Below are 23730 nucleotides of genomic sequence, written 5' to 3'. Positions count from 1 at the left end.
TGCCGACTTGTAGACGCGCTTTGCGTGGTGAGCCAGAGTGGTCTTGGGGGCTTCCCGCACGATAGTAACTGCTGTTTAGGAGTTAGGAGTTTTAAATTAATAACTCATAACTCCTAACTATTGACTATTGACTACCTCGCTCACCTTTGGCGTTACTGCTAACTCTTGCTGGTGTTTCTTTTGGGATGCCGTAGGGAAATTCCTAGGGACAGTTTTTTGCCTAGTTCGTTTTGCCAGTGCTAATAATAGATAGACAGTGAACAAATATCCAGTAGCTAAAATAAAAATCATCATAGGCATATTCCCGTAAATCATTTTTTACCACCACCTTTCTCAGAAAGATATAAAATTTCGTAAAATTAATGAAACCTCAACCAAATCAAGTACATTCTTGATGGCCGGTGGATTGTTATAACAAACTTTCCCGTAGAGGTATATTCTCTTCGGTCATTGAAATTATTAATAGTTTGAGTTTCGTGCAGACCACACATCCGACAGCAGTTAGATTGCCAAACGACAATTTTAAACTGCACTCCTCAGCAGTCTACCTAGTCTGCATTATTTTTAAACTCACCTCTATAGATTAGGGTATGTTTAGTCGCTCAACGCATACTAAAAGCGTGTAGCGAATCCTTTAAAGGATACCCCATGACTCTATCCATAGAGGTTATTGTGCCATAAACAAAAGTTAAAAAAGCAATTTTTTAACTCCAACTTACAGCGACAAGTTATTCTAGCTAGTAACACTACCTAAGTATTTTCACTAAATAGCGATTTACTGTTGGCAGATTAGTAGTTGAAAAATTTAAAATTCCTATATTTTAGCGTAACATAACGACACCGAATTTTAAGCCTACCTGGAGACTAAATTTCAAATTTTCTAAATGGCTAAACACAAGGCTGAGAGAACTTAGTCTTACCTTCAAAATAGCCAATGTGTAATATGTAATCGTTAAGACAAAAAATAAATGTTAATGTATCGTACTTAATGTAAATTTTAATGCTTATTGCTCAAAATAAATTGCTGACAAGAACATACATCTAGCTTCATAATAAATGGTTTGAATTAATTTATATAAAGTATTTTAGAATACATTCGACAATCGTAGTTCGGGAAATACTTAAGTAAGTTTTATTTTTCTAAGTTTGGAAAAAACAGATTACAAAACACTAAATATCTAGGGACTGGGGACAAGGGGACATGAAAGTTCTTTCCCCATGTCTACCTACTCTTTGGGTTCTGCTTTAGCTGCACGAGTTTGCAAGTGACACTTGTGACGCTAGAGAACTCGCTAACGCTCTAGGTCTTATACTACTTGACGGCAGTTGCTACAACCAGGGGAACCCCATGCCAGTTCTCTCAAGTCGGCACAGCCTTGACGCTCGTTCGCGTAGCGTCTCCCCTTGGGAGAAGACTCGCGCTTCGCTGCGCTAACGGACTCGACAGGAACCAAACTGGCATCTAAGACTGCGACTTCCTCACCGCGTCTTCCTCTCTTTGCGTTTTCTCCTAACTCTTAACTCAACAAACGTCAGGGCTTCTTACAGGGTCGCATCTGGCGTGGTTTCTCCTATGAGAGGCTGGCTCAACTTTTCGTAAAATCTAAAATTAGTATGAGCGAGTATTCTCTAATCAAAATTTTGCGCTGGCACAGCGTTATCTTAAAATGAATATAGGATATGTAAAATTTCGTAACCTAAGCCAGAATCCGCCCGTCCATGACCCCAGCCACCTCCCTGTTTACCCCTGTGGAAGCAGACTTGCTACTACTAGCAGATAACTTAAAACAGCTAGTTGGAAATCGCCACCCCATTCTCTTTGCAGCAGCCGAACATCTATTCGGAGCTGGGGGAAAGCGTATCAGACCAGCCATTGTTCTGCTGATATCGCGGGCAACAATGTTAGAACAAGATATTACGCCGCGTCACCGCCGTCTAGCAGAAATCACGGAAATGATTCACACCGCCAGCTTAGTGCATGACGATGTGGTAGATGAATCAGAGATGCGACGTGGTGTACCTACTGTTCATAGTTTGTTTGGTAACCGCATTGCCGTACTAGCAGGAGATTTTCTCTTTGCCCAATCATCTTGGTACTTGGCAAATCTGGACAACTTGGAGGTGGTGAAACTGCTTTCAGAAGTCATTATGGATTTGGCTACTGGGGAGATACAGCAGGGATTGAATCGGTTTGACGCTAACATCTCGATTGAAACTTACTTAAAAAAGAGCTATTACAAAACAGCCTCATTAATTGCCAACAGTTCCAAAGCCGCAGGGTTACTGAGTGAAGTTTCAAAAGAAACCGCTGAACATTTATATGGTTATGGTCGTCATCTTGGTCTAGCATTTCAGATTGTGGATGATATTTTAGATTTCACCAGTACAACTGATACCTTGGGTAAACCAGCAGGATCTGACCTCAAAAGTGGTAATCTGACTGCACCCGTTTTATTCGCTTTAGGGGAAAAACCGTATTTGGAAGTTCTGATTGATAGAGAGTTTGCCCAAGAAGGTGATTTAGAGCAAGCATTGGTACTAATTCAAGATAGTCAAGGTATACAACAGGCACGGGAACTAGCTTCTCACCATGGCAAGTTAGCAGCAGAACATCTGGCAACTCTTCCACCCTCCGAATCTCTCCAAGCATTGATTAACATGACTGACTATGTATTGAGTCGGCTTTACTAAACAATTTTAAATTTTAGATTTGATATTTCAAATTTTGGAGTTTGGATTTAGGACTGTATCTAATAAATCCAAACTCCAAAATTTATTTATGCAATATCAGGGGGTATCTGTCTAGGCTTAAGCTGTGCTTTTATCTGTTGTTGCATGAGTTTTTGCAATTCATCTCGCTGAACTTCTACAGTATGAGTGGTCGTACCCGGCGTTTCCAAAAAAACGATACTATCTACGGGTTCTAATGCTACCAATTGGAACAAAATATGGGTTACAGGAAGAGCTTTCGCTAGGATTTGAGGGTCAAGCCCAGCAGATGGAATTAGGGAAACATCCTGTATGGTAGAAAAAGCGTAAATCACGCGCTTTTCCAATCCTGGATTTGCACGGTTGCTCAATGTAGTTAAAACCCAGTTGCCCTCCAAACTTTGGAGAATATAGTACTGGGAGTGGCGTAATTTTTGGGCGATCGCGCTTAGTGCAGGGGCAATTGCTGCGACAAAATGTGGTGTTATACCATCGTGGGGTGCATTGTCAATAAGCAATTGAATTTGTTTTTCTAAATCCATAATGACTTGTAAATGACTCCTGGGTAATGGCAATAACATCTATCAAAATGTGAAAAATCCCATCAGATTTGGGAACAATAAAATAAGCCACATCCTAAACGCAGGATTGGCCTCTGCGTTTAGCTTATACGCAAAACCCAAAAAGCCAATACCCACGGTCGTACAGGTTGTATTTAAGCATGTTAGGGTCTTTTGAAAACCGAGACTATGAATTCAGCCGCAACCGCAACAATTCCAACCGCAACAATTCCAACCGTAACAATTCAGGGAGAAATTTCTATCGGCGTGGAGGCGATCTTTCAACTCCTATCCCAGGAGCTTCAACAGTCAACCAAAGCTTCAGCCCAGAATTGCCACGATGTGGCTACACGAATTACTACCGAAGTATACCGGATTTGCAGTGAGAGTAAACGTATCCAAGCTTCCGGTGCTATCGAAAACTCAGCAATGACCTTAGCCAAACATCGGCTGCAACAGTGTCTGAGGTACTATCAGTTGGGTTCTAATCGGGGCAGGGTGGAATTGCACAGTACTTTGAGTGCAATTATTTATCGTTACATTAATCCTCCTCAAAGACAACTGAGCTATCAAGGGCGGTTGACTATTATTGAAGATTTCCTACAGGGTTTTTATCTGGAGGCGTTGAACGCTTTTCGGCGGGAGAATCAACTTGGTCCCACCTATCGTCCCCAGACTCTGTTGGAATTAGCAGAATACATGGCATTTACGGAGCGCTATGGCAAGCGGCGGATTCCGTTACCAGGCCGTCAGCAGCAGTTGATTATTCTGCGCGCGCAAACTTTCTCCCAACAGCAACCCCCAGAAAGCAGCGTAGACATAGAACAAGCCGCAGAAGGTAGCAGCAACGAAGCCGACGGTTCTTGGGAAGAGCCAGCAGTACAGCAATTGCGCTCAACAATGGCGACGCAAGCAGCACCTGAACCAGAAGAAGACACTTTGCGTTCCGTTGTAGTTACCGAATTAATGGATTATCTCGAACAACGGCAACAATCCGATTGCGCTGATTACTTCGCCCTCCGCCTCCAAGACCTGTCCACACAGGAAATCGAGGCGGTTTTAGGTTTAACCCCTCGTCAGAGAGATTACTTACAGCAGCGCTTTAAATATCATTTAATTCGGTTTGCCTTATTGCATCGTTGGGAATTAGTTCATGAGTGGCTGGAAGCCTCTTTGCATACCAATTTGGGCTTAACTCCCCAGCAATGGCAAGTATACACAGCACAGTTGGACGATAAACAACGGGCTTTACTAGAGTTGAAGCAACAAGGGCAACCTGACGAAAAAATTGCCAAAACTTTGGGGATATCAACAGCACAACTTCAGAAACGGTGGTTTAAGATCCTAGAACAAGCTTGGGAAATTCGTAACTCCTTAGTGTCCGGATCGGGTGCATCTACTCATGAATAGTGACTCAGAATCCTTACAAAACCATTTACTCGCTTGGGTACTGGCAGATAATGTCGATACCCACGAGCAAAACTTGGTACAAAGTGAGGGCATTGAAGGGGCGGACAACCCAACCAAGGAAGCAGCTATGTCAAAAAATGGCGAGCAAGACTTGGAAGGAACCCCCCAAACCTTTCAATTGGGAGAAATTCCTACTGTGCAAGAACGTTTCCAGGCCGTCCTCAAGCGTCGGTTACAAATCCAAATCGAGAACCACCCACCGTTATTCCCTTGGGAATCACAATTAGTAGAGTACCCAGATTGCGTAGAAGAGCGATCGCTAGCATTAGGCCCTGCTTGGGGGTGGATGGCGCAGCAATCAAAGCTGAGTCTGCCCATTCCCCTACCGGAGAGAGTTTTCCGGGAATTGCTAGAACAGTGCCAAGCTTTGCTCACATCTTCACTGCCGCTAGGGGCGAAATTAGTTCAAGTAGTTGAGGGCTTTTTCCCTAACGAGTCCCAGACACTCAACGACATCGCTGGATTGGTACTGAGAAGTACCTATCGGTCTGTAGATGCCTTGGGTACAATGCCCAATATTCAGAGCGATTACTCCGATCTAAAACCGCGTCAACAGATGGCATTGTCGCTGCTGGCGGCTAAACAGCTGCTAGAAAGTCTGACTCTACCAGTGTCACCATCCCAGCCAGTGGTTGAAAAACAATGGTTAACCAGCGCGGGTCCTCTGACGTTGAGAGTAGAATATCAGTCTCAGGGTCAGGTGACACAACTGCATGTTCACGCTGAGTTACCCGCTAAAGGTACTTTAAAGCTCAAAGGAAGTGGTAATCGAGCAACAGCGAAGTCTTCGACTCCAGGATGCTTGAGTGTAGAATTACACTGTCCGCACCCAAACCCGATTTATACTTTGGAAGTCGAGTTTCCAGAACTAGATCGAAAGCCGTTGTTGTTTGTGATTAATCCCACGATTTAAGCGAAATTTTCACCGCTAACATTCCAGGTCAACCGACACCAATAAATAAGATGATGGTTGTGGTTTGAACCTATCGTTTTTTAATAACCGATCGTTAGGGTTTCTACTTTATTAACAAAAGATCGTTAGCGGTTTCGACGATAACCAGTAATCGTAAAGACACATGTACAAGACATTGAGACTCCCAAAGGCTTCCTTCGGGGAGTTCCTGTTTTCTTATACCAAATGAGCAAAGATAGTTTTGTTTGAGATTTCTAAAATAGACTTTTAATCCCAAATCTCAACTCCAATATTGGTATTAGAAGGACTTCCCGAAAAATAACAGATGTAAGCAGGGTCAGTTTACGTGCCAAACATTGTGTTCATAGCATCTACTACATCGCTTTGCTTACACTAAATGTTTAACTTAACCAGGATTAATCAGTTTTGGCCTCTACCTTTGAGCGATCGCTGGCGGCAAAATATGCAAAAGTCGCCTTTTTCGGAAGTGGAAGATTCGATTCCCTTGCGAGTGCTAGTGCTAGCGTTGGTAATTATTGGAATTGTGGCGACGGATATTGCTGCTGAGACTACATTTAGTCTTTGGGCAGTGCCACTGAGTGTAGTAGGTGCGGTTTGGAGTTATTACCGTCGTCGCAATGCCAATGTTCCAGTTAAATTCTGTATCGCCATAGGAATGTTAATAGCACTGGGTGCTTTCTTTGGGCGATTGCTAGGAGAACTGAATGATACGCGGCTGGCGTTGGCAGAGTTATTAATTCAACTTCAAATACTCCACAGTTTTGATACGCCCCGCCGCAAGGACTTGGGTTATTCAATAGTTATAGGGTTGATTTTATTAGGTATCGCAGCAACATTGAGCCAAACTTTAGCATTCGCTCCAGTGCTACTGTTATTTTTAGCGATCGCATTGCCGACTTTAGTATTAAATTACCGTTCGCAACTCGGCTTGCAACAATTAAAAATAAAAAATGACAAATTAAATAAGAAGAATTCTGCAATTTTTGATTTTAAATTTTTAGTTTTAAGTTTTATGATAATTGTCGGGCTGGGACTAGCAATTTTTGCTGTTTTACCCCGATTTCCTGGCTATCAATTGCGGACGTTTCCTGTAAGTTCTCCCATTGAAGTTAAAGGCAGTTTTACAGGTCGTAGCATTATTAATCCCGGTTATGTCCGTCAAGGCAATGCGAATAATCAAGGCAGTGGTAATGGACAAAGCCAAAATGGTCAAGCAGGACGTTTGGATAACGGTTTTTATTACGGTTTTAATAGCCAGATTAACCAAAACCTGCGGGGAGAGATGAAACCCAAGGTAGTAATGCGGGTACGATCGCAGGCTGAGGGATTTTGGCGAGTACTGGCATTTGATCGCTATACCGGTAAAGGATGGGAAGTTTCCCGCAATGAGGATGTTACCACTCTCAAGCGATCGCCTTGGTCTTACCAAATTTATCTACCTCTACCAGCTATATCTGTTAAAACCCAAGAGGTAGTGCAGACTTACACAATGGTGTCGGATTTGCCTAACCTGATTCCAGCGATGGCTAATCCCAAAGAAATTTATTTTCCTACACCGATGCTTGCTGTTGATAAAGAGAATGGGTTGCGATCGCCTGTGGGACTATCTGAAGACCTTACTTACACTGTGATTTCGGAAGTACCATACCGCGATCGGACTTTGTTAGGAGAAGCTGCTAATAACTATCCGCAGCAGATTAAAAATCATTATTTACAAATACCACCCGAAATTGCTGAAAAAGTCAAGCAACGCACCGAAGAAATTCTTCTAACTAATTACAACAGAGAACAGGTCGGAAAATCTACAAAAAGTCTGGATTCAACCTATGAAAAGGTTCTCTACCTAGCTCAGTACCTTAAACAACACTACTCAATTCCTGAAAATCCCTTAGATTTGCCTTACTTGGGAGAAAAAGACGACCTCGTAGAAGCTTTTTTGTTTAAGTATAAAGGCGGTTATCCAGACCACTTCTCGACAGTTCTCACAGTAATGCTGCGTTCCGTTGGTATCCCAGCGCGGTTGGTAGCAGGCTTTAGTCCTGGAGAATTTAATCCGTTTACAGGAATGTATGTTGTCAAAAATACAGACGCATACGCCATGACAGAAGTCTACTTCCCCAAGTATGGCTGGTTTACCTTCGATCCAATTCCCGGCCATCCTCTGATTCCACCCTCAATTGAAGATACTCAAACATTTAGCGTGCTGCGCCAGTTTTGGCAGTGGGTTGCAGGGTGGTTGCCTTCTCCGGTAACTGGTTTGTTGAACAATATTTTTGGGACAATATTTAGTTGGGTGAGTAGAGCGATCGCTTGGTTTTTCGCTTTATTCACTCAAGGTTGGCTAGGTTTATTAACTGGCTCAATCTTGGCTACTACCATAGCTTTCTTTGGTTGGTTTGGTTGGGTGCAGTGGCGAGAGTGGTTAAATCGTCGTTGGTTAAAGAAATTACCAGCAATGGAAAACCTTTATCAAAAAATGCTGCAATGGACAGCGCAAAAAGGTTTAGGCAAGCATCCAGCACAAACACCGCTAGAGTATGCTAAAGTTTCATACCAGCATCATGCCCCAGCAACTGCTGAAGTAATAGATGAAATTTCTCAAGCCTATGTTGGCTGGCGTTATGGTGGTCATACTCCCGACTTGAAGCGACTGCAACAAAGATGGCATGAATTGAAAAAGACTTATAAATAATTTATAGCCGTAGTCACGCCCTTTAGGACAGTAGTTATTGCTCAAAGCCTTGAAGAAACTGGGTTTTTACTCAGCATTTTGCTATATCTGTCACTTACATACAAATGGTGGGTTCTAGCAGGACAAACGCATCTAAAGTATCAGAATCCTTAATTTTAAGGGTTTGGGCGTTTCATAATTTAGGCTATTTTTTAATAAATATCCTTGTCTAGTAAGGGTTTCAGAGATTAGGAGTGTTTGCTCTGTTCTGAAACGCTAGATCGTGTATTGTCTCATTAATTACCTTAAGGCGGCGACAATCTCTATTTGGGTGCTGTTGAGTCCCTAACCTTTACTGTAAGTAAACTTCTCACATAAATTTTCTAGTTCGATGGCAACTATCACTGATGAACTCCTACAAATTGTAGTATACATGCCTTACGTTAAGTTACATGATGAAGCTAACATTTTTAATTTATTAGTAGCTTTTTTTGGTTTTGCATGTGTCTTTAGGAAGATTTTAAGGTGATTTTACTGATAAATAGCTAAAAAAAGCATTGGTTATTTAAAAACTCAGGCTGGCTAGACCTAAAGCGTTGTAACTCCGATTTTTTGAGGATAACATGGGAATAAATTCCTATCTTCGTACACCACATCTGGTGTCAGTTCTTTTATGGAAATACAGTTAATTAACATCGGTTTTGGCAATATCGTATCTGCTAACCGAGTAGTTGCCATTGTTAGTCCAGAATCTGCTCCAATTAAGCGGATAATTACCGATGCACGGGACAGAGGTCAGCTAGTTGATGCAACTTATGGTCGGCGGACTAGGGCTGTAATTATCACTGATTCCAGCCACGTAATTCTTTCGGCGATTCAACCAGAAACGGTAGCAAATCGCTTTGTGATTTCTCGCGAGCATCATGTTGTAGATAATTAATGGGGGTGGGTCAATAGCCCCACTCCTGTTTGCACCACATCGGCAGTACCATGTGAATTAGGCATTTCTGTCACTCGTGCTACAAATTTGTTAGTCAAAGTTCGCTTTAGCAACGAACACAAGGCTAATGACTAAGGAATAATATTTATTGATTAATTCACAGGTTAAACGGATGATGCAAGTTTTACCCATCCAGAGTTGTGCTACTACCAAAGAAGGTCAGTCTCCAGGCAAACTGATTGTTCTAACTGGCCCTAGTGGGGTTGGCAAAGGCACTTTAATGCGATCGCTATTACAGCGTCATCCCGAATTATATTATTCCGTATCGGTGACGACTCGTTCTCCACGTCCTGGAGAAATCAACGGCAAAAACTATTACTTTATTAGCCGCAGAAAGTTTGAACAACTGGTTGCTCAAGGTCAATTCTTAGAGTGGGCGGAATTTGCTGGTAATTATTACGGCACTCCCCGTGAAGCTGTACTTAACCAGGTTCTGTCTGGTAAGTTGGTGGTGCTAGAAATTGAACTAGAAGGGGCAAGACAAATTCGTACTTCCTTTCCTAGCGCCCTCAGCATTTTTATTTTGCCGCCTTCTTTTGAGGAATTAGAGAAACGGATACGCGGACGCGGACAGGACTCTGAAGAAGCGATCGCTCGTCGTCTGTGCCGTGCCAAAGTAGAAATTAAAGCTGCCGACGAGTTTGATGTTCAAATCGTCAATAATGATTTTGAAACCGCTCTCAATGCGATTGAAGCAGCTTTGTTTAAATAATTAAGATTCTTGAGAACCACAACCAAGCATTTTTAAGACTAAACAGTAAAGGACACACTGAAATAGCTATGCTTTTTCTTTGTGTCCTTCAGACATTTGTTATTTCTGTTTTTTTGCCAACAATTAGATTGGTAATCAGTAATTTAAGTTGTTAGTTGTCAGTTGTTTATTTTTTCACTGACCCCTAACCACTAACAAAGTTCCAATTACCAAAAATTCAATTAACCAAATAAACCTTGAATTAGTCCTAGATTGCTAGTCAAAAAGTAAGCGACTACTGCACCACCAATACCACCAATTAAGAAACTGCTGGCAAAGTTGTTCCAGCTTTCTTTGGAGTTAAAAGCATCTGCTGGTGGGTTGGGTACGGTAACACTAGCAAGTGCTTTGGGAGGATTGCTATTGGCATATAAAGATAGGGCACCGGTGAGAAGCACAATCAAGCCTATAGCTGATAGTAATCCAGCTAAGTTAGCATTGTCTGAATTCCGCAGAGGACCCAACTTGGCAAAGGGGCCAAATATCCAGTAACCATGAGCCGCTCCAATTTCTATAGCTCGTCTACCAACACTAAGACCTGGACGATAGGCAGGCAAGTTATTAATGAACCACTTCACCAAGGGAGAAGAATTAATTGGTGTTTCTAGGTTGCCTTGCTGAGGATCGCGCCCTGCTGGAAAAACTACTTCCCGGTTTCTCGGATCGCTAGGGAGATTTTTTGATGCATCTACTGCTTGCGCCATATTTTATGTTCGCCTCTAAATTAGAATGGTGGCATTTTTATATTAATAATATTCGTAGCCAAAGATGCTTTTTGATTGCAAAGTTAAAAAAAATTAATTTAGTTGCTTTCAAAGCATGAAACTCGCAAGCTGTATATAGCTTTACGAGTTTCAAAAAGATATTTTCACAGCCTAATTTTGCTGATAATTTAACCTAATTAGGCTGAACAAGCCAATCACATAATATTAGGCAAAAGACAACACATTCAACTGACTTTAATCTATTTTCCACTTATGGCAGTGGGTGGAAAAGTAAATCGGGGAAAAAGCGGTTGAATTCAATCAAAATACCTGCTGTGATTGTCAGCCAGATAGCAGTTGCCACCGGCGCTGTGGAAATAAATTTAATCAAATAGGATGATTGGTCGCCTTTGTCCGCCATGAGTTTAGTCTCCAAAACAAATGAATGAATTATGCTGAATTAGCGGGGAGAAACTGGAATTTCTGAATCTTTGGCTGTTAATTTGCCAGAGAGAAATTCTTGGAGTGCTGCTGCTGGCCAAGCAAAGCCTGACAATATGATAGGCAGTGCCAAGCCAAGGTCGATTTGGATCTCTTTTAGCTCAGGATTGGAATCCTTTTTGATAGCTTGTATGTAGGCACGACCTACCCAACCAATCCAACCAGCAATATAAAGAAAGAGAATGCTAGGAATCAAAAAGTCACCAGCGCGGTCAAGACGGCCATCAACAATCAAGTGGGGGTAACCCTCAGGACCACATAGCGCCTGAGAATAACGCTCAAAGCGCTTTTGCCCTGATTCAGGGTCAGCCGTGGTGTTACGGGCATTTTTTGCCAGTTCTTGAAAAGCAGGAGAGTCTTTACAGGGTACAAGATTAGCCCCTAGAGCTTTCGCTGGCTGGGCAAAACTGAACGAAAGACAAATCACTAAAATCAAAGCAAACAATCGTCGCATGAAGTGTTTCCTTTTATTACAAAAGAAAAAGTTTTATGTACAAAACGAAGCGGCTTGTACAGTCTTTATTTGTATAACTAGCATGTCATCATACTCTTGCGCGGTAACCGAGTAAAGTTTAAGTAAATAAAAGTTAAAGCTTCTCAAACAAGTTGTTATTTGGCACGACCCTAGAATGGCAATCGTTTTAGCAATAGAATCTAGCTGTGATGAAACTGCCGTTGCAATTGTTAACAATCGTCAAGTTTGCAGCAGTATCATCGCCTCGCAAATCTCAGTTCATCAGGAGTATGGCGGGGTAGTGCCAGAAGTGGCATCTCGCCAGCACTTGCAAACAATAAATGGAGCGATCACTCAAGCAATGGAGCAAGCCAAACTAGATTGGGGGCAAATTGATGGAATCGCTGCGACCTGTGCCCCTGGACTGGTAGGAGCGCTATTGGTAGGCTTAACTGCTGCCAAAACCTTAGCAATAATATATAAAAAGCCATTTTTAGGTGTTCACCACCTTGAAGGTCACATTTACGCCACTTATTTGAGCGAGCCAAGTTTAGAGCCTCCTTTTCTTAGCTTACTCGTTTCTGGCGGACATACAAGCTTAATTTATGTCAAAGATTGTGGTACTTACGAAGCTTTAGGCGAGACCCGTGATGATGCCGCAGGTGAAGCTTTTGATAAAGTAGCGCGGTTATTAAAGCTGGGTTATCCGGGTGGCCCGATAATTGACAAACTGGCACAAGAGGGCGATCCCCAAGCCTTTGCCTTACCAGAAGGGAAAGTTTCTCTACCCAGTGGGGGATATCATCCCTATGATGGAAGTTTTAGTGGGTTAAAGACAGCAGTACTGCGTTTAGTGCAGCAATTAGAGAAAGACGGCGGACAAGTACCAGTAGCGGACGTAGCGGCTAGCTTTCAACAAACCGTAGCACGATCGCTAACCAAAAGAGCGATCGCTTGTGCCCTCGACTACGGTCTAAATACGATTGCTGTTGGTGGAGGGGTGGCAGCTAATAGCGGGCTGAGAACAATTTTACAAGCAGCTGCCGCCAAGCATAACCTACGTGTCTTGTTCCCTCCGATGAAATTTTGTACCGATAACGCCGCCATGATTGCCTGTGCAGCAGCTGACCATTTATCCCGTGGTCATACATCTCCAATTACCCTAGGCGTTGAGTCTAGATTAGCGCTTACCCAAGTGATGAAGTTGTATCAGTCTGCTTGATAGTCAATAGTCCAGAGTTAATAGTATAAAGATTTTTGACTTTTGCTCGTTGACTAATGACTGTTGACCACTGATTCTTGAGCATTGACTATTGACTGGATGTGAGAAGCAACCGCATCTGGCTGCTCTAACATTGCTAAGTGTCCACAGTCGGGAATTTCAATGACATTGTCTCCACAGTATTGGAAAAGCCGATGAAAGCTAGCTAAATGGCGAACATACTTGGGTTCCATAACTTTGTCGTTAGCACCAGCCAAAAAATATACTGGCTGCTTAAGTTGAGATACTAGCTGGGGTAGACGATTGATCTCTTCCTCTGTTGTAGAGTCTAATAGCGTTCCCAACGAAGCCTCTGGGTCAGCCACAACGAAATCAATCACTCGTTGGCGTGCCCAATAACGCTCTAAGGGACGGGCTACACTCGTTCTAGTAAACAACAAATCAATTAAAGGTAACTGAGAGAGCCAGCGCGGACGGACTTGCAAAAATCGCTGACCTGCGGAACGAAACTGCTCAAAGGCTTCTTTGAGATAAATACCGCCGCCTGCGTTGATACAGATGACCCCTTTAATACACTCAGGCATTTGAGCAGCTGCCCACAGAGCGATCGTACCGCCCAATGAATGTCCAATCAGCCAAGCATTAGTAATATTTAGCTGTTGCAAAAGGATTACTAAATCGCGAGCATAAGCAGCCGGAGTATAAAGAGAATCAAATGAAGAGTTGAGCGTACTACTAGAGTTAGGAGTCAGATTTAAAGAAGTTTGTGCCCTACTAAAATCAGTTTCTGGCATGGATTGAGATTCACCAAAACCTCTCAAATCATACGACAGGCACTGCAAATCTACTGACAAGCGAGAAATCACAGGTTGCCAGTATCCACGGCTATTTAGCCAACCGTGGATAAACACTAAAGCATAGGGGCAGGATGTAGGAGCCGTTAGTTCGTATGCGTGTGGAACGCCCAAGATTTCAATGGTTGCCATACTTATATCGTACTCCTAAGCAGGGGTAAGGCTAAATAAGGAATGACACACACAAATTAAAAATTAAAAGTTTTTAATTTTACATTTTTAATTTTTAATTGCACACTCACTTACCCAACAATCTCTGCCGCACGCCTTCGGCAATTTTGTGACCCAGATATTCAGGAATCAGGCTTTCATTCGGCCCCAACAAGTACAGAATCAGCCTTGTACGTCCACGCCAAACTAGTAAATTGGCATTGACTACCAGCAGGTCTTCCTGCCAGATGGCGTACATCACTTTATAAAATAATCCCGGTTGATTATCAGCTTCAATCACTAGGGCAGGAAGATGAAATACCGGATCGACGTAAAACTCGGTCTGTACTTGTTCTAAGCCAGTGTCTAAGTTGAATTCCACTGCCAGCATCTCTTCTACCTCAAACCGCCCTCCCAAAGCCTCGCGAATGGCGCGGCAGACGTTTTCTGCGGTTTTCTCAGTCAAGGCTTTGCTGCCACGAGATACCAACAATTTGATAAAAACTAACATCGGTGGTCGGATTTGACCATATAAACTTAGACCGTGGATAGTCAGCCCATAAGCCGCCAGTACACCAAAAATATCGCTGAGGAGAAACGACTGGTTGCGGTAGGCAAAATGCAGGGCACTTTTGCTACCTTCCGGTTTTAACTCTATAACGGCGCGTCTGGTTTTATAGAGACGGTAGGCTAGCCGCAAATTTTGCAGTTGAATTTCACTGCTAACAAATTGCTCATAAAACTGGGGAAACGCTCGGTTGAAGCGCTTTAGGAGTTCTAGAGTGGAAGATTTTAAACCAGAAGCCATCGTTGGTTAAGACTCGCTTGCTTTTGTCACCTGGGAATTGGTGATTGGGGACTGGGGATTAGGGACTGGGAAACTCTACTATAAATTCGCTAGCTATAGATCGTTACGTCTTGGGTATCGACACGTAGTGCTACACACAATTGTTTCTTTTTCATATCCATATCTTCTTAAAGATAAGGGCTTGTGACAAATTATTCTCTAATCCCCAATCCCTAATTCCCATTCCTCAATCCTTTACATAATTCACTCTCATATCCTCGTCTTTTGGGGAATTTCTCCTAGGCTTTACAACAAAATGCTAAAGTTGAAAATGATTGGTGTGAAATACGCTGTGAAAAACTGTTGCCATTGAGAATCCCGAAAACACCTGAAAAAATTTAAGTGTGATGGGTATTGAGATGGTATCAGCTTTGTGAAACGTGAATCAACACTCGTAGAGAGTGGTAACCAATTCAGTTATACTACCCGAACCACGTTGGCATGGGTTTTTGGAAAACTTGGTTTAGTACTCCTGAATCTGTATCGGCAACAAAGACAACTGGCTTTGAAGAGCATACAGCGGCAGCTGCGGGCGACCCTAACGCCAATAGCGATCGCATCGTTTTCAGTACGGAGCGAGATATTGACCTGTATGAACTAGAAGAACTCTGTGATGCTGTCGGTTGGTCGCGTCGTCCCTTGAGAAAAGTAAAAAAAGCCATTGAGCATAGTTTTCTCGTAGCCTCTATGTGGCAAGTCCGAGGAAACCAAAGACGGCTCATTGGTTTTGCCCGTGCTACCTCAGATCATGCATTTAATGCCACTATTTGGGATGTGGTGGTTCACCCAGACTTTCAAGGTAAAGGACTGGGCAAGGCATTGATGAAATACGTACTCAAAAAACTGAGGAGTGAAGAAATTAGCAACGTTACTCTCTTTGCTGACCCTCATGTTGTAGATTTCTATCGCGGTATGGGCTTTATGACAGACCCAGAAGGTATTAAAGGTATGTTCTGGTATCCGCACTAATCTTTAAGAGCAAATCAAAGCAACTCGCCCCACAAAACTCAGCTATAGTAAGGAAATTCTATAACCATGGTTTGGTTTAAACCATAACAGACCACAAGCAACCAAATGTCTTTATTTATAAAGCTAAGTTGGTACTAAAACTTGGAGCGCTGGTGGGTAAAAATTTATATTATCTAGACGAATGGTAAAAAGTGGTTAGTCAATATTCTATAAATCTGATATGATGACATTACTGCCGTCGTAAATTAGAATTCAACTGTTTTGCCGAAGTTTTGTAATCATACCTTGAGCTATAAATCCTATAGCTGTTAGGTTAAGCTCAAAACCAGCAAAATCCAAAGTGAATATATCCGGGATGTAGCGCAGCTTGGTAGCGCGCCTGCTTTGGGAGCAGGATGCCGCAGGTTCAAATCCTGTCATCCCGATTTAGAATTTATGATTCATACACCCCAGACATACTGAAAAATATGGGGTTTTCTTATATCTCCAATAAAAAAATCAAAATTTGCTATCTACATAAACCAAGATTAACTGGAACTTTTTTGGTACAATCTACGTTTAAATTGTGAATTTTACCCGAAAGTACATTTTGGCTGTTCTACTCTTAGACGCGTCAGTCAGGAAATCCTCTACTTGGGTTTCATACATGGCAGCTATTAAACCAGTGGTGAGTGGAACGATTGATTATGTAGTAGCGTCACCCAATATTGACAAATAAAATGGCATTGACCGCTTCAACAGTCGGGAAAATTTTTGCCTCCTTGAGAGCAACCTATAATAGGCATCTACAGTATTACGCAGTGCATAGCAAGCCAAAATTGAGAAAAACACAATCTCATCACAGAGTTAACTATAGCAATTCTCCAAGATTTGGAAATATCAGGTTTTAAGAGTTAATTGCTAGCATTTAACGGCGATCGCGACTTTTTCACATCTTCAATAGATTGCTATATAACTAAAGCTAGTTGGTGCTATGCAAATCCAACAATTTGTTTGAATTAGTAGATATCGATGCGAGGATCAGTCATGAAAGCATTAGTTCGCTGGGGCGCAACATTGGGTTTAGTCGGAAGTACTCTGCTGGGAACAGTTTTTATCGGAAATGTCCCAGTGTTGGCATTGCCAGAACAACAAATAAAAGAAAAATTGGACGCTGTACCAGTATATTTGATTACCAATGACAAAGGTTTACCATTGAGTCGTCCTCTGCCAGATGGTCAAAACGGTCAAAAAGCGGGTGGTTCGGTAACAGGTGTTTATTTAAGTCGCCAAGATGCTCAGGCTTTTATTACTGAATTGCGAAATGCCAAAGGCAAAGATCCAAAGATGGAAGAATTAGTGAAAAACCTACAGGTGACAGCATTGCCTTTAGGAGTTATTTATCAACAACTGCAACAAACTAAAAATCAGCCCAACCGTCTTGTATTTGCCTTTAAACCTGTAGACCAAGAAATCAAGGGGGCGATGGACTTGCTGCGCCAAAGCGGTCAGAAGGTAGAGCAATTTAAGAGCGTGCCTCTTTTTGCTGTCAGATTTGCACCAGATCAGGGATATGTACCAATTAAGCTGACAGCTAATAATCAGCAGATGATTCCTCTATTTTTGAGTAAGCAAGACGCACAAGGTTTATTGAGTCAAGTGAAGCAAAAAAATCCCAAAGCTGATATTCAGGTTATAGACGTAGACGGAGTTATCGATACTTTACAAAAGAAAAACGATGAATGGCTGAAACAAGTGGTTTTAGTGCCATCTCAAGAGTCAAGAGAGTATATCAGGACGCTACCTGGAAATAACGCACCCAAGACCCCAGCAGCCAATCCCAACAATTCACGTCCTCCAGCTACACCTAAAAAATAATGGGTTTAGGACTTACGCACTGTATAAATGGGACGTCATGTGTATTAACGGCATCCGATGGTTTCAGACTTGTGGCCATTAATATTAAATAAGTAGCGATCGCTCATTGCCTGAAAATCTTCACTATGTACAGACTTTTATATAATACGTAAGTCCTATGAAGTATAAATACATCCTCCCGTCACTCTTCATAGGGACATCAATCGCCTTCATACAACCTCCCTCAGCACAGGCAATATCCTGTAAACAAGAAGTAGATACCATTGGCGAAAAAATCACAGTATTAATTGATAGTAAAACACCTGGTTCTGGGGTAATTATTAAGCGAGAAGGTAATACTTATACTGTCCTCACTGCCCATCATGTTGTTAATAACCCTAGCTTAAAATATGAAATTGTCACTCCAGATAACCAGCGTTATCAACTTAAATACAGTACCGTGAAAGCGTTGTCAGAAAATGTAGATTTAGCCGTTTTGCAGTTTAATAGCAACAAAGATTACCAAGTTGCAAAAATGGGTAATTCTGATGAGGCAAAAAGACGGACAAATATTTATATTACTGGGTTCCCAAAAAGTAACGCCGGAATTCAATTACCTTTTTATGATTGCCGCGATGGGCAAATTCTTGCCAATGCTACTCAGATATCTGTTGATGGTGGCTACACCTTATTTTATGACAATGCCACACTTCCAGGCATGAGTGGTGGTGCAGTACTTAATGAAAAAGGTGAGGTAATAGGCATTCATGGTAGAGCTGAACCAGCAATTGATGTTAATTTTGATGAAATAAATCCCACTGTTGCTACTGTTAAGTCGGGTAGAAATGCAGGTATTCCCATCAATATTTTTGTCAGGCTATCGGCGAAAGTCAATGTCGATATGGGTATTAGTTTGTCTGCACCAAAAGTGACAAAACTTCAACCAGATGACTTGTTTGTTCGGGAACAATTAATAAAACAAAAGTTAGATTCAGTACCTGTATATATTATTACTAACGAAAAAAGATTCCCATTGACTCGTTCCTTGCCAGAGCGTCAAGATGGTAAAAAAGGTGGTTCGGTGACTGGTGTTTATTTAAGTCGCCAAGACGCTCAGACTTTTATCAATGAACTGCGGAATGCTAAAAATAAAGATCCAAAGATGGAAGAATTGGTAAAAAGCCTACAGATAACAGCTGTACCACTAGGAGCTATTTATCAGCAACAACAAAAAACAGAAAATCAGCCAAACCGTCTTGTATTCGCCTTTAAAGCTGTAGACCGAGAAATTCAAGAAGCAATAGAATTACTCCGTCAAAACGGTAAAAAAGTAGATCGATTCAAAAGCGTACCTCTTTTTGTGATTAGATTGTCATCGAATAGAGGGTATTTAACAGTTAAATCGACATCTCAAACACAAAAAGTAATTCCTCTATTTTTCAGTAAGCAAGACGCACAAAATTTGTTAAACCAAGTGAAGCGAAATTATCCCAAAGCTGATATTCATGTGACAGATATAGATGGAGTTATTAAAACCTTCCAGGATAAAAATGATGTCTTGCTGAGTCAGGTTGTTTTAGTACCATCCCCAGAGTCTAGAGAATATATTAAGACCCTGCCTAGGGATAATGCCTTGAATGTAAATTCACAGCCACAGAAGCTGCAACAACGTTAAGACATGACACAACAGCCAAGGGTAGTTTCCGGTTTACAACTTTGGCAGTGGCGTAATCACGCACTCCAAGCCGCGATCGCTCATGATGTCCCGCCATCTGAAGTAGATTGGCTGCTTTTAGAGGTTGCTGGGTTAGATCGTTTGGCAATACGTTTGGAGTCTTTTAAACAAAGACCTCAAATTCAAATGAAGTTGCCTTTAGAAGATTTATACCATCTATGGCAGAAGCGATTGTATGAGCGTTTGCCAGTGCAGTACATTGCTGGAGTCACACCTTGGCGACAATTTAAAATCGCTGTTTCGAGTGCGGTTTTGATACCTAGACCAGAAACAGAGTGCTTGATTGATTTAGCTGCGATCGCCGCAGCCAACAATGAGGCAAATCCGCCTTTACGATCGGGATACTGGGCAGATTTGGGTACGGGAAGTGGGGCGATCGCTTTGGGACTAGCAGACGCATTGCCAGAAGCGACAATTCATGCAGTCGATCGCAGTCTTGAAGCTTTAGCGATCGCCCAGATCAATGCCCATAATTTGGGTCTTGCCGAACGGATGCGTTTTTATCAAGGTTCTTGGTGGGAACCATTGGTCTGCTTAAAAGGCCAATTCAGTGGCATGGTGTCTAACCCGCCTTATATTCCCACCAATACCGTGCCTACCCTGCAACCAGAAGTAGTTAACCATGAACCACACTTAGCTCTGGATGGTGGTACTGACGGTTTAGATTGCATCCGCCATTTGATAGAAATCTCTCCCAGTTACATACGACCTGGTGGCGTGTGGCTGATTGAGATGATGGCGGGACAGGCGGATGCAGTCCACGAACTTTTGCAAAAGCAAGGAACCTATGGCAATATTCAAATTCATGCTGATTTAGCTGGAATTGAACGCTTTGCTCTCTGTTCGGTGCTGAGTGAGGAGTTGTGAAATAATTGTAAATTCCTAACTTCTAACTTCTTAAATATGACTCAAGTTTCTTTAGAAGCTCTGATAGCTGGCGCACGCGCTGGCTTATTGGTGAGCTTTCCCACAGATACCGTTCCTGCACTTGCAACTTTACCAGAAAAGGCAGGATTAATCTTTACTGCGAAAAAACGCAGTCAGGATAAACCTTTGATTTTGATGGCAGCTAGCGCAGAGGATTTGTGGCCTTATGTCAAAGGTAGCGAGAATGAGTATAAAATTTGGCAAGAAACAGTAAGCAAATATTGGCCTGGAGCGCTGACGTTAGTTTTGCCAGCAAGCGATGTCTCCGACGGGCTGCGCCAACGCGTACCCCAAGAAATGAACCCTACCGATCCAACAACAATTGGTATCCGAGTCCCTGATAGTGCGATCGCTCAAACTATTTTGGCGCAAACAGGCGCTCTTGCTACCACTAGTGCTAATTTTTCAGGTCAACCGCCTTTATCAACGATGGCAGAAATTGAAGCTCAGTTTCCTGAAGTTTTGGTGGTAGCTACAGAATTTCAAGGTGTATCAGGGATTAGCGTACCATCGACTGTTGCTAAATGGACAGGAATGAATTGGCAAATTTTGCGTCAAGGCGCGGTCCAATTATACCCATAGACGCTTCATGGCGCGTTTCTACCAAGGGATTTGTCACAATCATTAAGTCAAAAAGCAAAGGAGCCAACGCTCTTAGTTAGCATCGATAGGAATGTTAATACTCTATTTACCGAAGTAATTACAGTTTAAATTCATGACAAAAGTCATGTGTTTAGTATGACTTTTGTCTGAATTAATTTGTCCAAAAGTGAGCATTAATAATAAATATCAATCAGCCTTAATCAGCGAAAGCGCGGTTAATTTGCATAAATGTTGCAGTGGTCGTTGACAGTCAACAGCCAACAGCTAATTATATTTAGGAGATGTATTCATGAAGTATAAATTTAATTTAAAACTGCTATTGGGTGCTGCTATAATCGCAATTTTTACTGCTGGTTGTCAATTATCGTCTCCCACTGGTGCGTCTCCAGGGAAAAGATCGGATATCAATTTAACTGACAATCAAAAAGCACAAATGAAACAGATAAGAGAGCAAACTCAAGCGAAAATACTCGCTATGTTATCTGCCGAGCAACAAGAAAAATTTAAAGCTGCGAACAAAGATGGTCGTGGATCGCCATTGAGGTCATTGCGATCGCTCGATCTCTCAGCAGATCAAAAACAAAAAGTTCAGGAACTTCTCAGCGCTCAAAGACAACAAATGCAGGCAATTTTAACCCCAGAACAACAAGCAAAAATGAAACGACATCGTTGAATTTTAGTCAATTGCATAATACAGTTAACGTGAGTTCGTTGAACTCACGTTAATTGAATGAGTATTATATTTTTAGACTAATAAAGACAAATCGTAGTTATAATTTTGTTTTCTCGATCGTAGGCAAGAAACAAAAAAATCATCAACTAAGGCTAGAAACAGATAAATTGAAAAATCCGGAACTTTGTTTTGTTCCCTTGTGGTTAATTAACAAGTTAATAATCGCCAAATTATGAATTGGAGCAACTGGGTATACCTAGGAGCAGGATTGGTAGTGGGGATGGGTGTTCGTTGGTTATTTGCGCGGTCGTCAAATGCCGCTTCTAGCTCGTCCCCAGTAGCACCAGCAGAGCAACAGCACATGCCACAACTCCTGCAACAGATCGAGCAAACGCAGCTAGCGTACCAAATGGCACAGGAAATGGGCCAATTTAAAGCAGGTTTTTTAGCGCGGACGACTCATGAATTGCGATCGCCCCTCAATAGTCTAATTGGCTTACATCAGTTAATTTTGTCGGATCTGTGTGAAGATCCGGCTGAAGAGCGAGAATTTATTACCCAAGCTCACGAGAAGGCACTAAAATTGCTACATCTGATCGATGAAATTCTCAGTATTGCTAGAACAGAACACGGTACTAACAAATTAGATATTCAGCCGCGATCCCTAGCTGAAGTTTTGCAGGAAGTTAATCAGTTAACTTATATGCTGGCGGCAAATCGAAATTTTCCTTTGCGGGTGTTACTTCCCGACCCAGGAATTTATGTTTTGGCAGACCACCGCTGGCTGCGACAAGTATTAGTCAGTTTAGTAGACACTGCCATTGCTCAAATGGAGGAAGGCAGTATCCATATTTCCAGTAGCCTTTCACCTACAAATAAGACTGTTCGCATTTGCTTGGATGTGCCAGTTGACGCTTTACCCGATAGTGAGTCGATTGACATTATCAAATCTGAAGAGATGCTTCCTCACAATAATGATGAGAACCCCGCTTTTTCAGCAGGAATGAAGCTATTACTCAATCAAACTCTCTTGGAAGTCATGGGAGGAAAGCTAGAAATCATGCCTCTAGCTACTAATGAACAGACCAATAATTATACTAGGCTGCAAATGTCTATCCCCCTAGCGTTTCCTGAAGCTGAATCTCTGTAGCTGAAAGGGAACTAAATTTAGATTGGTTACATAACACCATTGTGGTACTACTATTGGGCTGGAAACCAATTTTTTTGTAGAATTCCTGTTGGTGAGTTGTCATCAAGTACACGCGCTCAACCCACTTCATACGAGTATGACTCAAGACAGCTTCCACTAATTTGCTTCCCAGCCCAATACCACGATAGTCTGGGTGAATCACAACATCCCAGATAGTGGCACGATAGATGCCATCAGAAGTAGCTCTGGCAAAGCCAATGAGTTTGTCTCCATCCCAGACAGAAATTACTGGGTCGCTGTTAGCAATAGCTATGCCCAAATCTTCGATACTACGCCCTTTTGCCCAGAAAGCTGAAATATTGAATAATTCTTGGAGTTGGTAAAGGTCAATTTCAGAGTGGCGATCGCGAAATTGAATTTGAGAATAGTTCATTTGTAGACACCCAATTTTGGCAGTATCTTTATTATTGTTAAGTCATATTAAGTCATATCTTGCTAATAAAATACTGAATGCGTATATCTATATACAACTATTTGAGAATTTCTTCATTAAGTCTTGATTTCATGACAAACCCACTTCCACAGAGGATGAGTCGATCCCTGCTGGCGTATTCGACAAACTTGTTTTTCTAAACGCTGCTGTTCTTCGGGTGGTAACCCAAGTAGAATATTTCGACTCTGCCAAACTAAAACAGCAACTGTCATACCGATACAAAATGCTAAACCTAGAGTAGACAGTGGATGATAGAAGAGTCCGTAGCGTACTGCCACCCAAGTGAAGTATTGCCGCCAAAGCGTGATTTCTGAGCGTAAATTCCACAAGCAAATAGGCGCAATGGTGAGCCATAAACAAATGACGAACAACCATCTGCCGTATACTGTCAGCTGATGTAGCTTTTGTACTTGTTGGGCAAAAGATGGGTCAGTATTCTCAGTCTTGTTAGAGATTGACGGTTGTTCGGGTCGATCCATAGCGAAAGAAAACTACAACGTCTGGGTCAGGAATTTAC

24 protein-coding genes and 1 tRNA gene are annotated in these 23730 nt (G+C 42.1%); 16 read left to right on the top strand and 9 right to left on the bottom strand.

The annotated features are described in order from the left end of the window. Nucleotides 1-117 precede the first annotated feature (117 nt). Nucleotides 118-315, bottom strand: a complete 198-nt coding sequence (locus RMY31_RS10915; RefSeq protein WP_322660063.1) for a hypothetical protein — start codon at nt 313-315, stop codon at nt 118-120. 1404 nt (nt 316-1719) lie between these two features. Between RMY31_RS10915 and sds the strand changes: the two genes are divergently transcribed. Beyond that, on the top strand, nt 1720-2691 hold the full coding sequence (sds, locus tag RMY31_RS10910; RefSeq protein ID WP_322660065.1) for a solanesyl diphosphate synthase: 972 nt from the start codon (nt 1720-1722) through the stop codon (nt 2689-2691). A gap of 86 nt (nt 2692-2777) precedes the next feature. On the opposite strand, the gene RMY31_RS10905 is transcribed toward sds, so the two are convergent. Beyond that, nucleotides 2778-3251, bottom strand: coding sequence for a hypothetical protein (locus tag RMY31_RS10905; RefSeq protein ID WP_322660067.1), 474 nt, complete (start codon nt 3249-3251; stop codon nt 2778-2780). 207 nt (nt 3252-3458) lie between these two features. On the opposite strand from RMY31_RS10905, the gene hetZ reads away from it, so the two are divergent. The 5 genes from hetZ to gmk all read left to right on the top strand — a co-directional run bounded on the left by hetZ (nt 3459) and on the right by gmk (nt 10056). Further along, nucleotides 3459-4679, top strand: coding sequence for a heterocyst differentiation protein HetZ (gene hetZ / locus RMY31_RS10900; protein WP_322660069.1), 1221 nt, complete (start codon nt 3459-3461; stop codon nt 4677-4679). Next, nucleotides 4672-5652, top strand: a complete 981-nt coding sequence (locus tag RMY31_RS10895; protein WP_322660071.1) for a PatU — start codon at nt 4672-4674, stop codon at nt 5650-5652. Before hetZ ends, RMY31_RS10895 begins: the two co-directional genes overlap by 8 nt. 397 nt (nt 5653-6049) lie before the next feature. Further along, entirely contained in the window at nt 6050-8365 is a 2316-nt protein-coding gene (locus RMY31_RS10890; protein WP_322660073.1) for a DUF3488 and DUF4129 domain-containing transglutaminase family protein, read from the top strand. Between the two features lie 652 nt (nt 8366-9017). Then, on the top strand, nt 9018-9284 hold the full coding sequence (gene remA / locus RMY31_RS10885; RefSeq protein ID WP_214436168.1) for an extracellular matrix/biofilm regulator RemA: 267 nt from the start codon (nt 9018-9020) through the stop codon (nt 9282-9284). 172 nt (nt 9285-9456) lie between these two features. Continuing rightward, the gene (gene gmk, locus RMY31_RS10880; RefSeq protein ID WP_322660188.1) at nt 9457-10056 is read left to right on the top strand and encodes a guanylate kinase; all 600 of its coding nucleotides are present in this window, start codon (nt 9457-9459) and stop codon (nt 10054-10056) included. Between the two features lie 221 nt (nt 10057-10277). Here gmk and RMY31_RS10875 read toward each other — a convergent pair whose 3' ends face one another. From RMY31_RS10875 to RMY31_RS10865, 3 genes are all read right to left on the bottom strand, one after another. Beyond that, a complete protein-coding gene (locus RMY31_RS10875) occupies nt 10278-10799 on the bottom strand; it encodes a photosystem I reaction center protein subunit XI (RefSeq protein WP_322660076.1) in 522 nt (173 codons plus the stop codon). A 271-nt stretch (nt 10800-11070) separates the two neighbouring features. Next, nucleotides 11071-11220 (bottom strand): photosystem I reaction center subunit IX, encoded by a 150-nt coding sequence (gene psaJ, locus RMY31_RS10870; RefSeq protein ID WP_322660078.1) that lies wholly within the window; start codon nt 11218-11220, stop codon nt 11071-11073. 39 nt (nt 11221-11259) lie between these two features. Next, nucleotides 11260-11754: a Photosystem I reaction center subunit III gene (locus RMY31_RS10865; protein ID WP_322660080.1), complete on the bottom strand. Its 495-nt coding sequence runs from the start codon at nt 11752-11754 to the stop codon at nt 11260-11262. A 175-nt stretch (nt 11755-11929) separates the two neighbouring features. Here RMY31_RS10865 and tsaD point away from each other — a divergent pair, with 175 nt between their 5' ends. Beyond that, complete coding sequence (gene tsaD, locus RMY31_RS10860) at nt 11930-12976, top strand: tRNA (adenosine(37)-N6)-threonylcarbamoyltransferase complex transferase subunit TsaD (protein ID WP_322660082.1); 1047 nt, start codon at nt 11930-11932, stop codon at nt 12974-12976. A 53-nt stretch (nt 12977-13029) separates the two neighbouring features. Here the strand turns inward: tsaD and RMY31_RS10855 are convergent, their stop codons facing one another. Both RMY31_RS10855 and RMY31_RS10850 read right to left on the bottom strand, forming a co-directional pair. Beyond that, a complete protein-coding gene (locus RMY31_RS10855; RefSeq protein WP_322660084.1) occupies nt 13030-13962 on the bottom strand; it encodes an alpha/beta fold hydrolase in 933 nt (310 codons plus the stop codon). A gap of 106 nt (nt 13963-14068) precedes the next feature. Continuing rightward, nucleotides 14069-14788 (bottom strand): hypothetical protein, encoded by a 720-nt coding sequence (locus RMY31_RS10850; protein ID WP_012410214.1) that lies wholly within the window; start codon nt 14786-14788, stop codon nt 14069-14071. A gap of 480 nt (nt 14789-15268) precedes the next feature. Between RMY31_RS10850 and RMY31_RS10845 the strand changes: the two genes are divergently transcribed. The 9 genes from RMY31_RS10845 to RMY31_RS10805 all read left to right on the top strand — a co-directional run bounded on the left by RMY31_RS10845 (nt 15269) and on the right by RMY31_RS10805 (nt 22720). Continuing rightward, nucleotides 15269-15796: a GNAT family N-acetyltransferase gene (locus tag RMY31_RS10845; protein ID WP_322660086.1), complete on the top strand. Its 528-nt coding sequence runs from the start codon at nt 15269-15271 to the stop codon at nt 15794-15796. Nucleotides 15797-16147: 351 nt separating this feature from the next. After that, a tRNA-Pro gene (locus RMY31_RS10840) sits at nt 16148-16221 on the top strand. A 140-nt stretch (nt 16222-16361) separates the two neighbouring features. Next, on the top strand, nt 16362-16514 hold the full coding sequence (locus RMY31_RS10835; RefSeq protein WP_409877833.1) for a hypothetical protein: 153 nt from the start codon (nt 16362-16364) through the stop codon (nt 16512-16514). 308 nt (nt 16515-16822) lie between these two features. Continuing rightward, entirely contained in the window at nt 16823-17653 is an 831-nt protein-coding gene (locus tag RMY31_RS10830; protein ID WP_322660088.1) for a Tic22 family protein, read from the top strand. Between the two features lie 157 nt (nt 17654-17810). Continuing rightward, nucleotides 17811-19307, top strand: a complete 1497-nt coding sequence (locus tag RMY31_RS10825) for a trypsin-like peptidase domain-containing protein (RefSeq protein WP_322660091.1) — start codon at nt 17811-17813, stop codon at nt 19305-19307. A gap of 3 nt (nt 19308-19310) precedes the next feature. Then, complete coding sequence (prmC, locus tag RMY31_RS10820) at nt 19311-20234, top strand: peptide chain release factor N(5)-glutamine methyltransferase (RefSeq protein ID WP_322660094.1); 924 nt, start codon at nt 19311-19313, stop codon at nt 20232-20234. A gap of 36 nt (nt 20235-20270) precedes the next feature. Beyond that, on the top strand, nt 20271-20876 hold the full coding sequence (locus RMY31_RS10815; protein WP_322660096.1) for an L-threonylcarbamoyladenylate synthase: 606 nt from the start codon (nt 20271-20273) through the stop codon (nt 20874-20876). Between the two features lie 310 nt (nt 20877-21186). Beyond that, nucleotides 21187-21570, top strand: a complete 384-nt coding sequence (locus RMY31_RS10810) for a Spy/CpxP family protein refolding chaperone (RefSeq protein WP_322660098.1) — start codon at nt 21187-21189, stop codon at nt 21568-21570. Nucleotides 21571-21802: 232 nt separating this feature from the next. Beyond that, entirely contained in the window at nt 21803-22720 is a 918-nt protein-coding gene (locus tag RMY31_RS10805; protein ID WP_322660101.1) for a HAMP domain-containing sensor histidine kinase, read from the top strand. Here RMY31_RS10805 and RMY31_RS10800 read toward each other — a convergent pair. Beyond that, nucleotides 22683-23153, bottom strand: a complete 471-nt coding sequence (locus RMY31_RS10800) for a GNAT family N-acetyltransferase (RefSeq protein ID WP_322660103.1) — start codon at nt 23151-23153, stop codon at nt 22683-22685. The genes RMY31_RS10805 and RMY31_RS10800 overlap by 38 nt on opposite strands. Before the next feature lie 116 nt (nt 23154-23269). Then, entirely contained in the window at nt 23270-23692 is a 423-nt protein-coding gene (locus RMY31_RS10795; protein ID WP_322660105.1) for a hypothetical protein, read from the bottom strand. Nucleotides 23693-23730: the final 38 nt, after the last annotated feature.

It is taken from the genome of Dendronalium sp. ChiSLP03b, assembly GCF_034531165.2.
Taxonomy (GTDB): domain Bacteria; phylum Cyanobacteriota; class Cyanobacteriia; order Cyanobacteriales; family Nostocaceae; genus Dendronalium; species Dendronalium minutum.
This window is presented reverse-complemented; position numbering and strand designations above follow the sequence as displayed.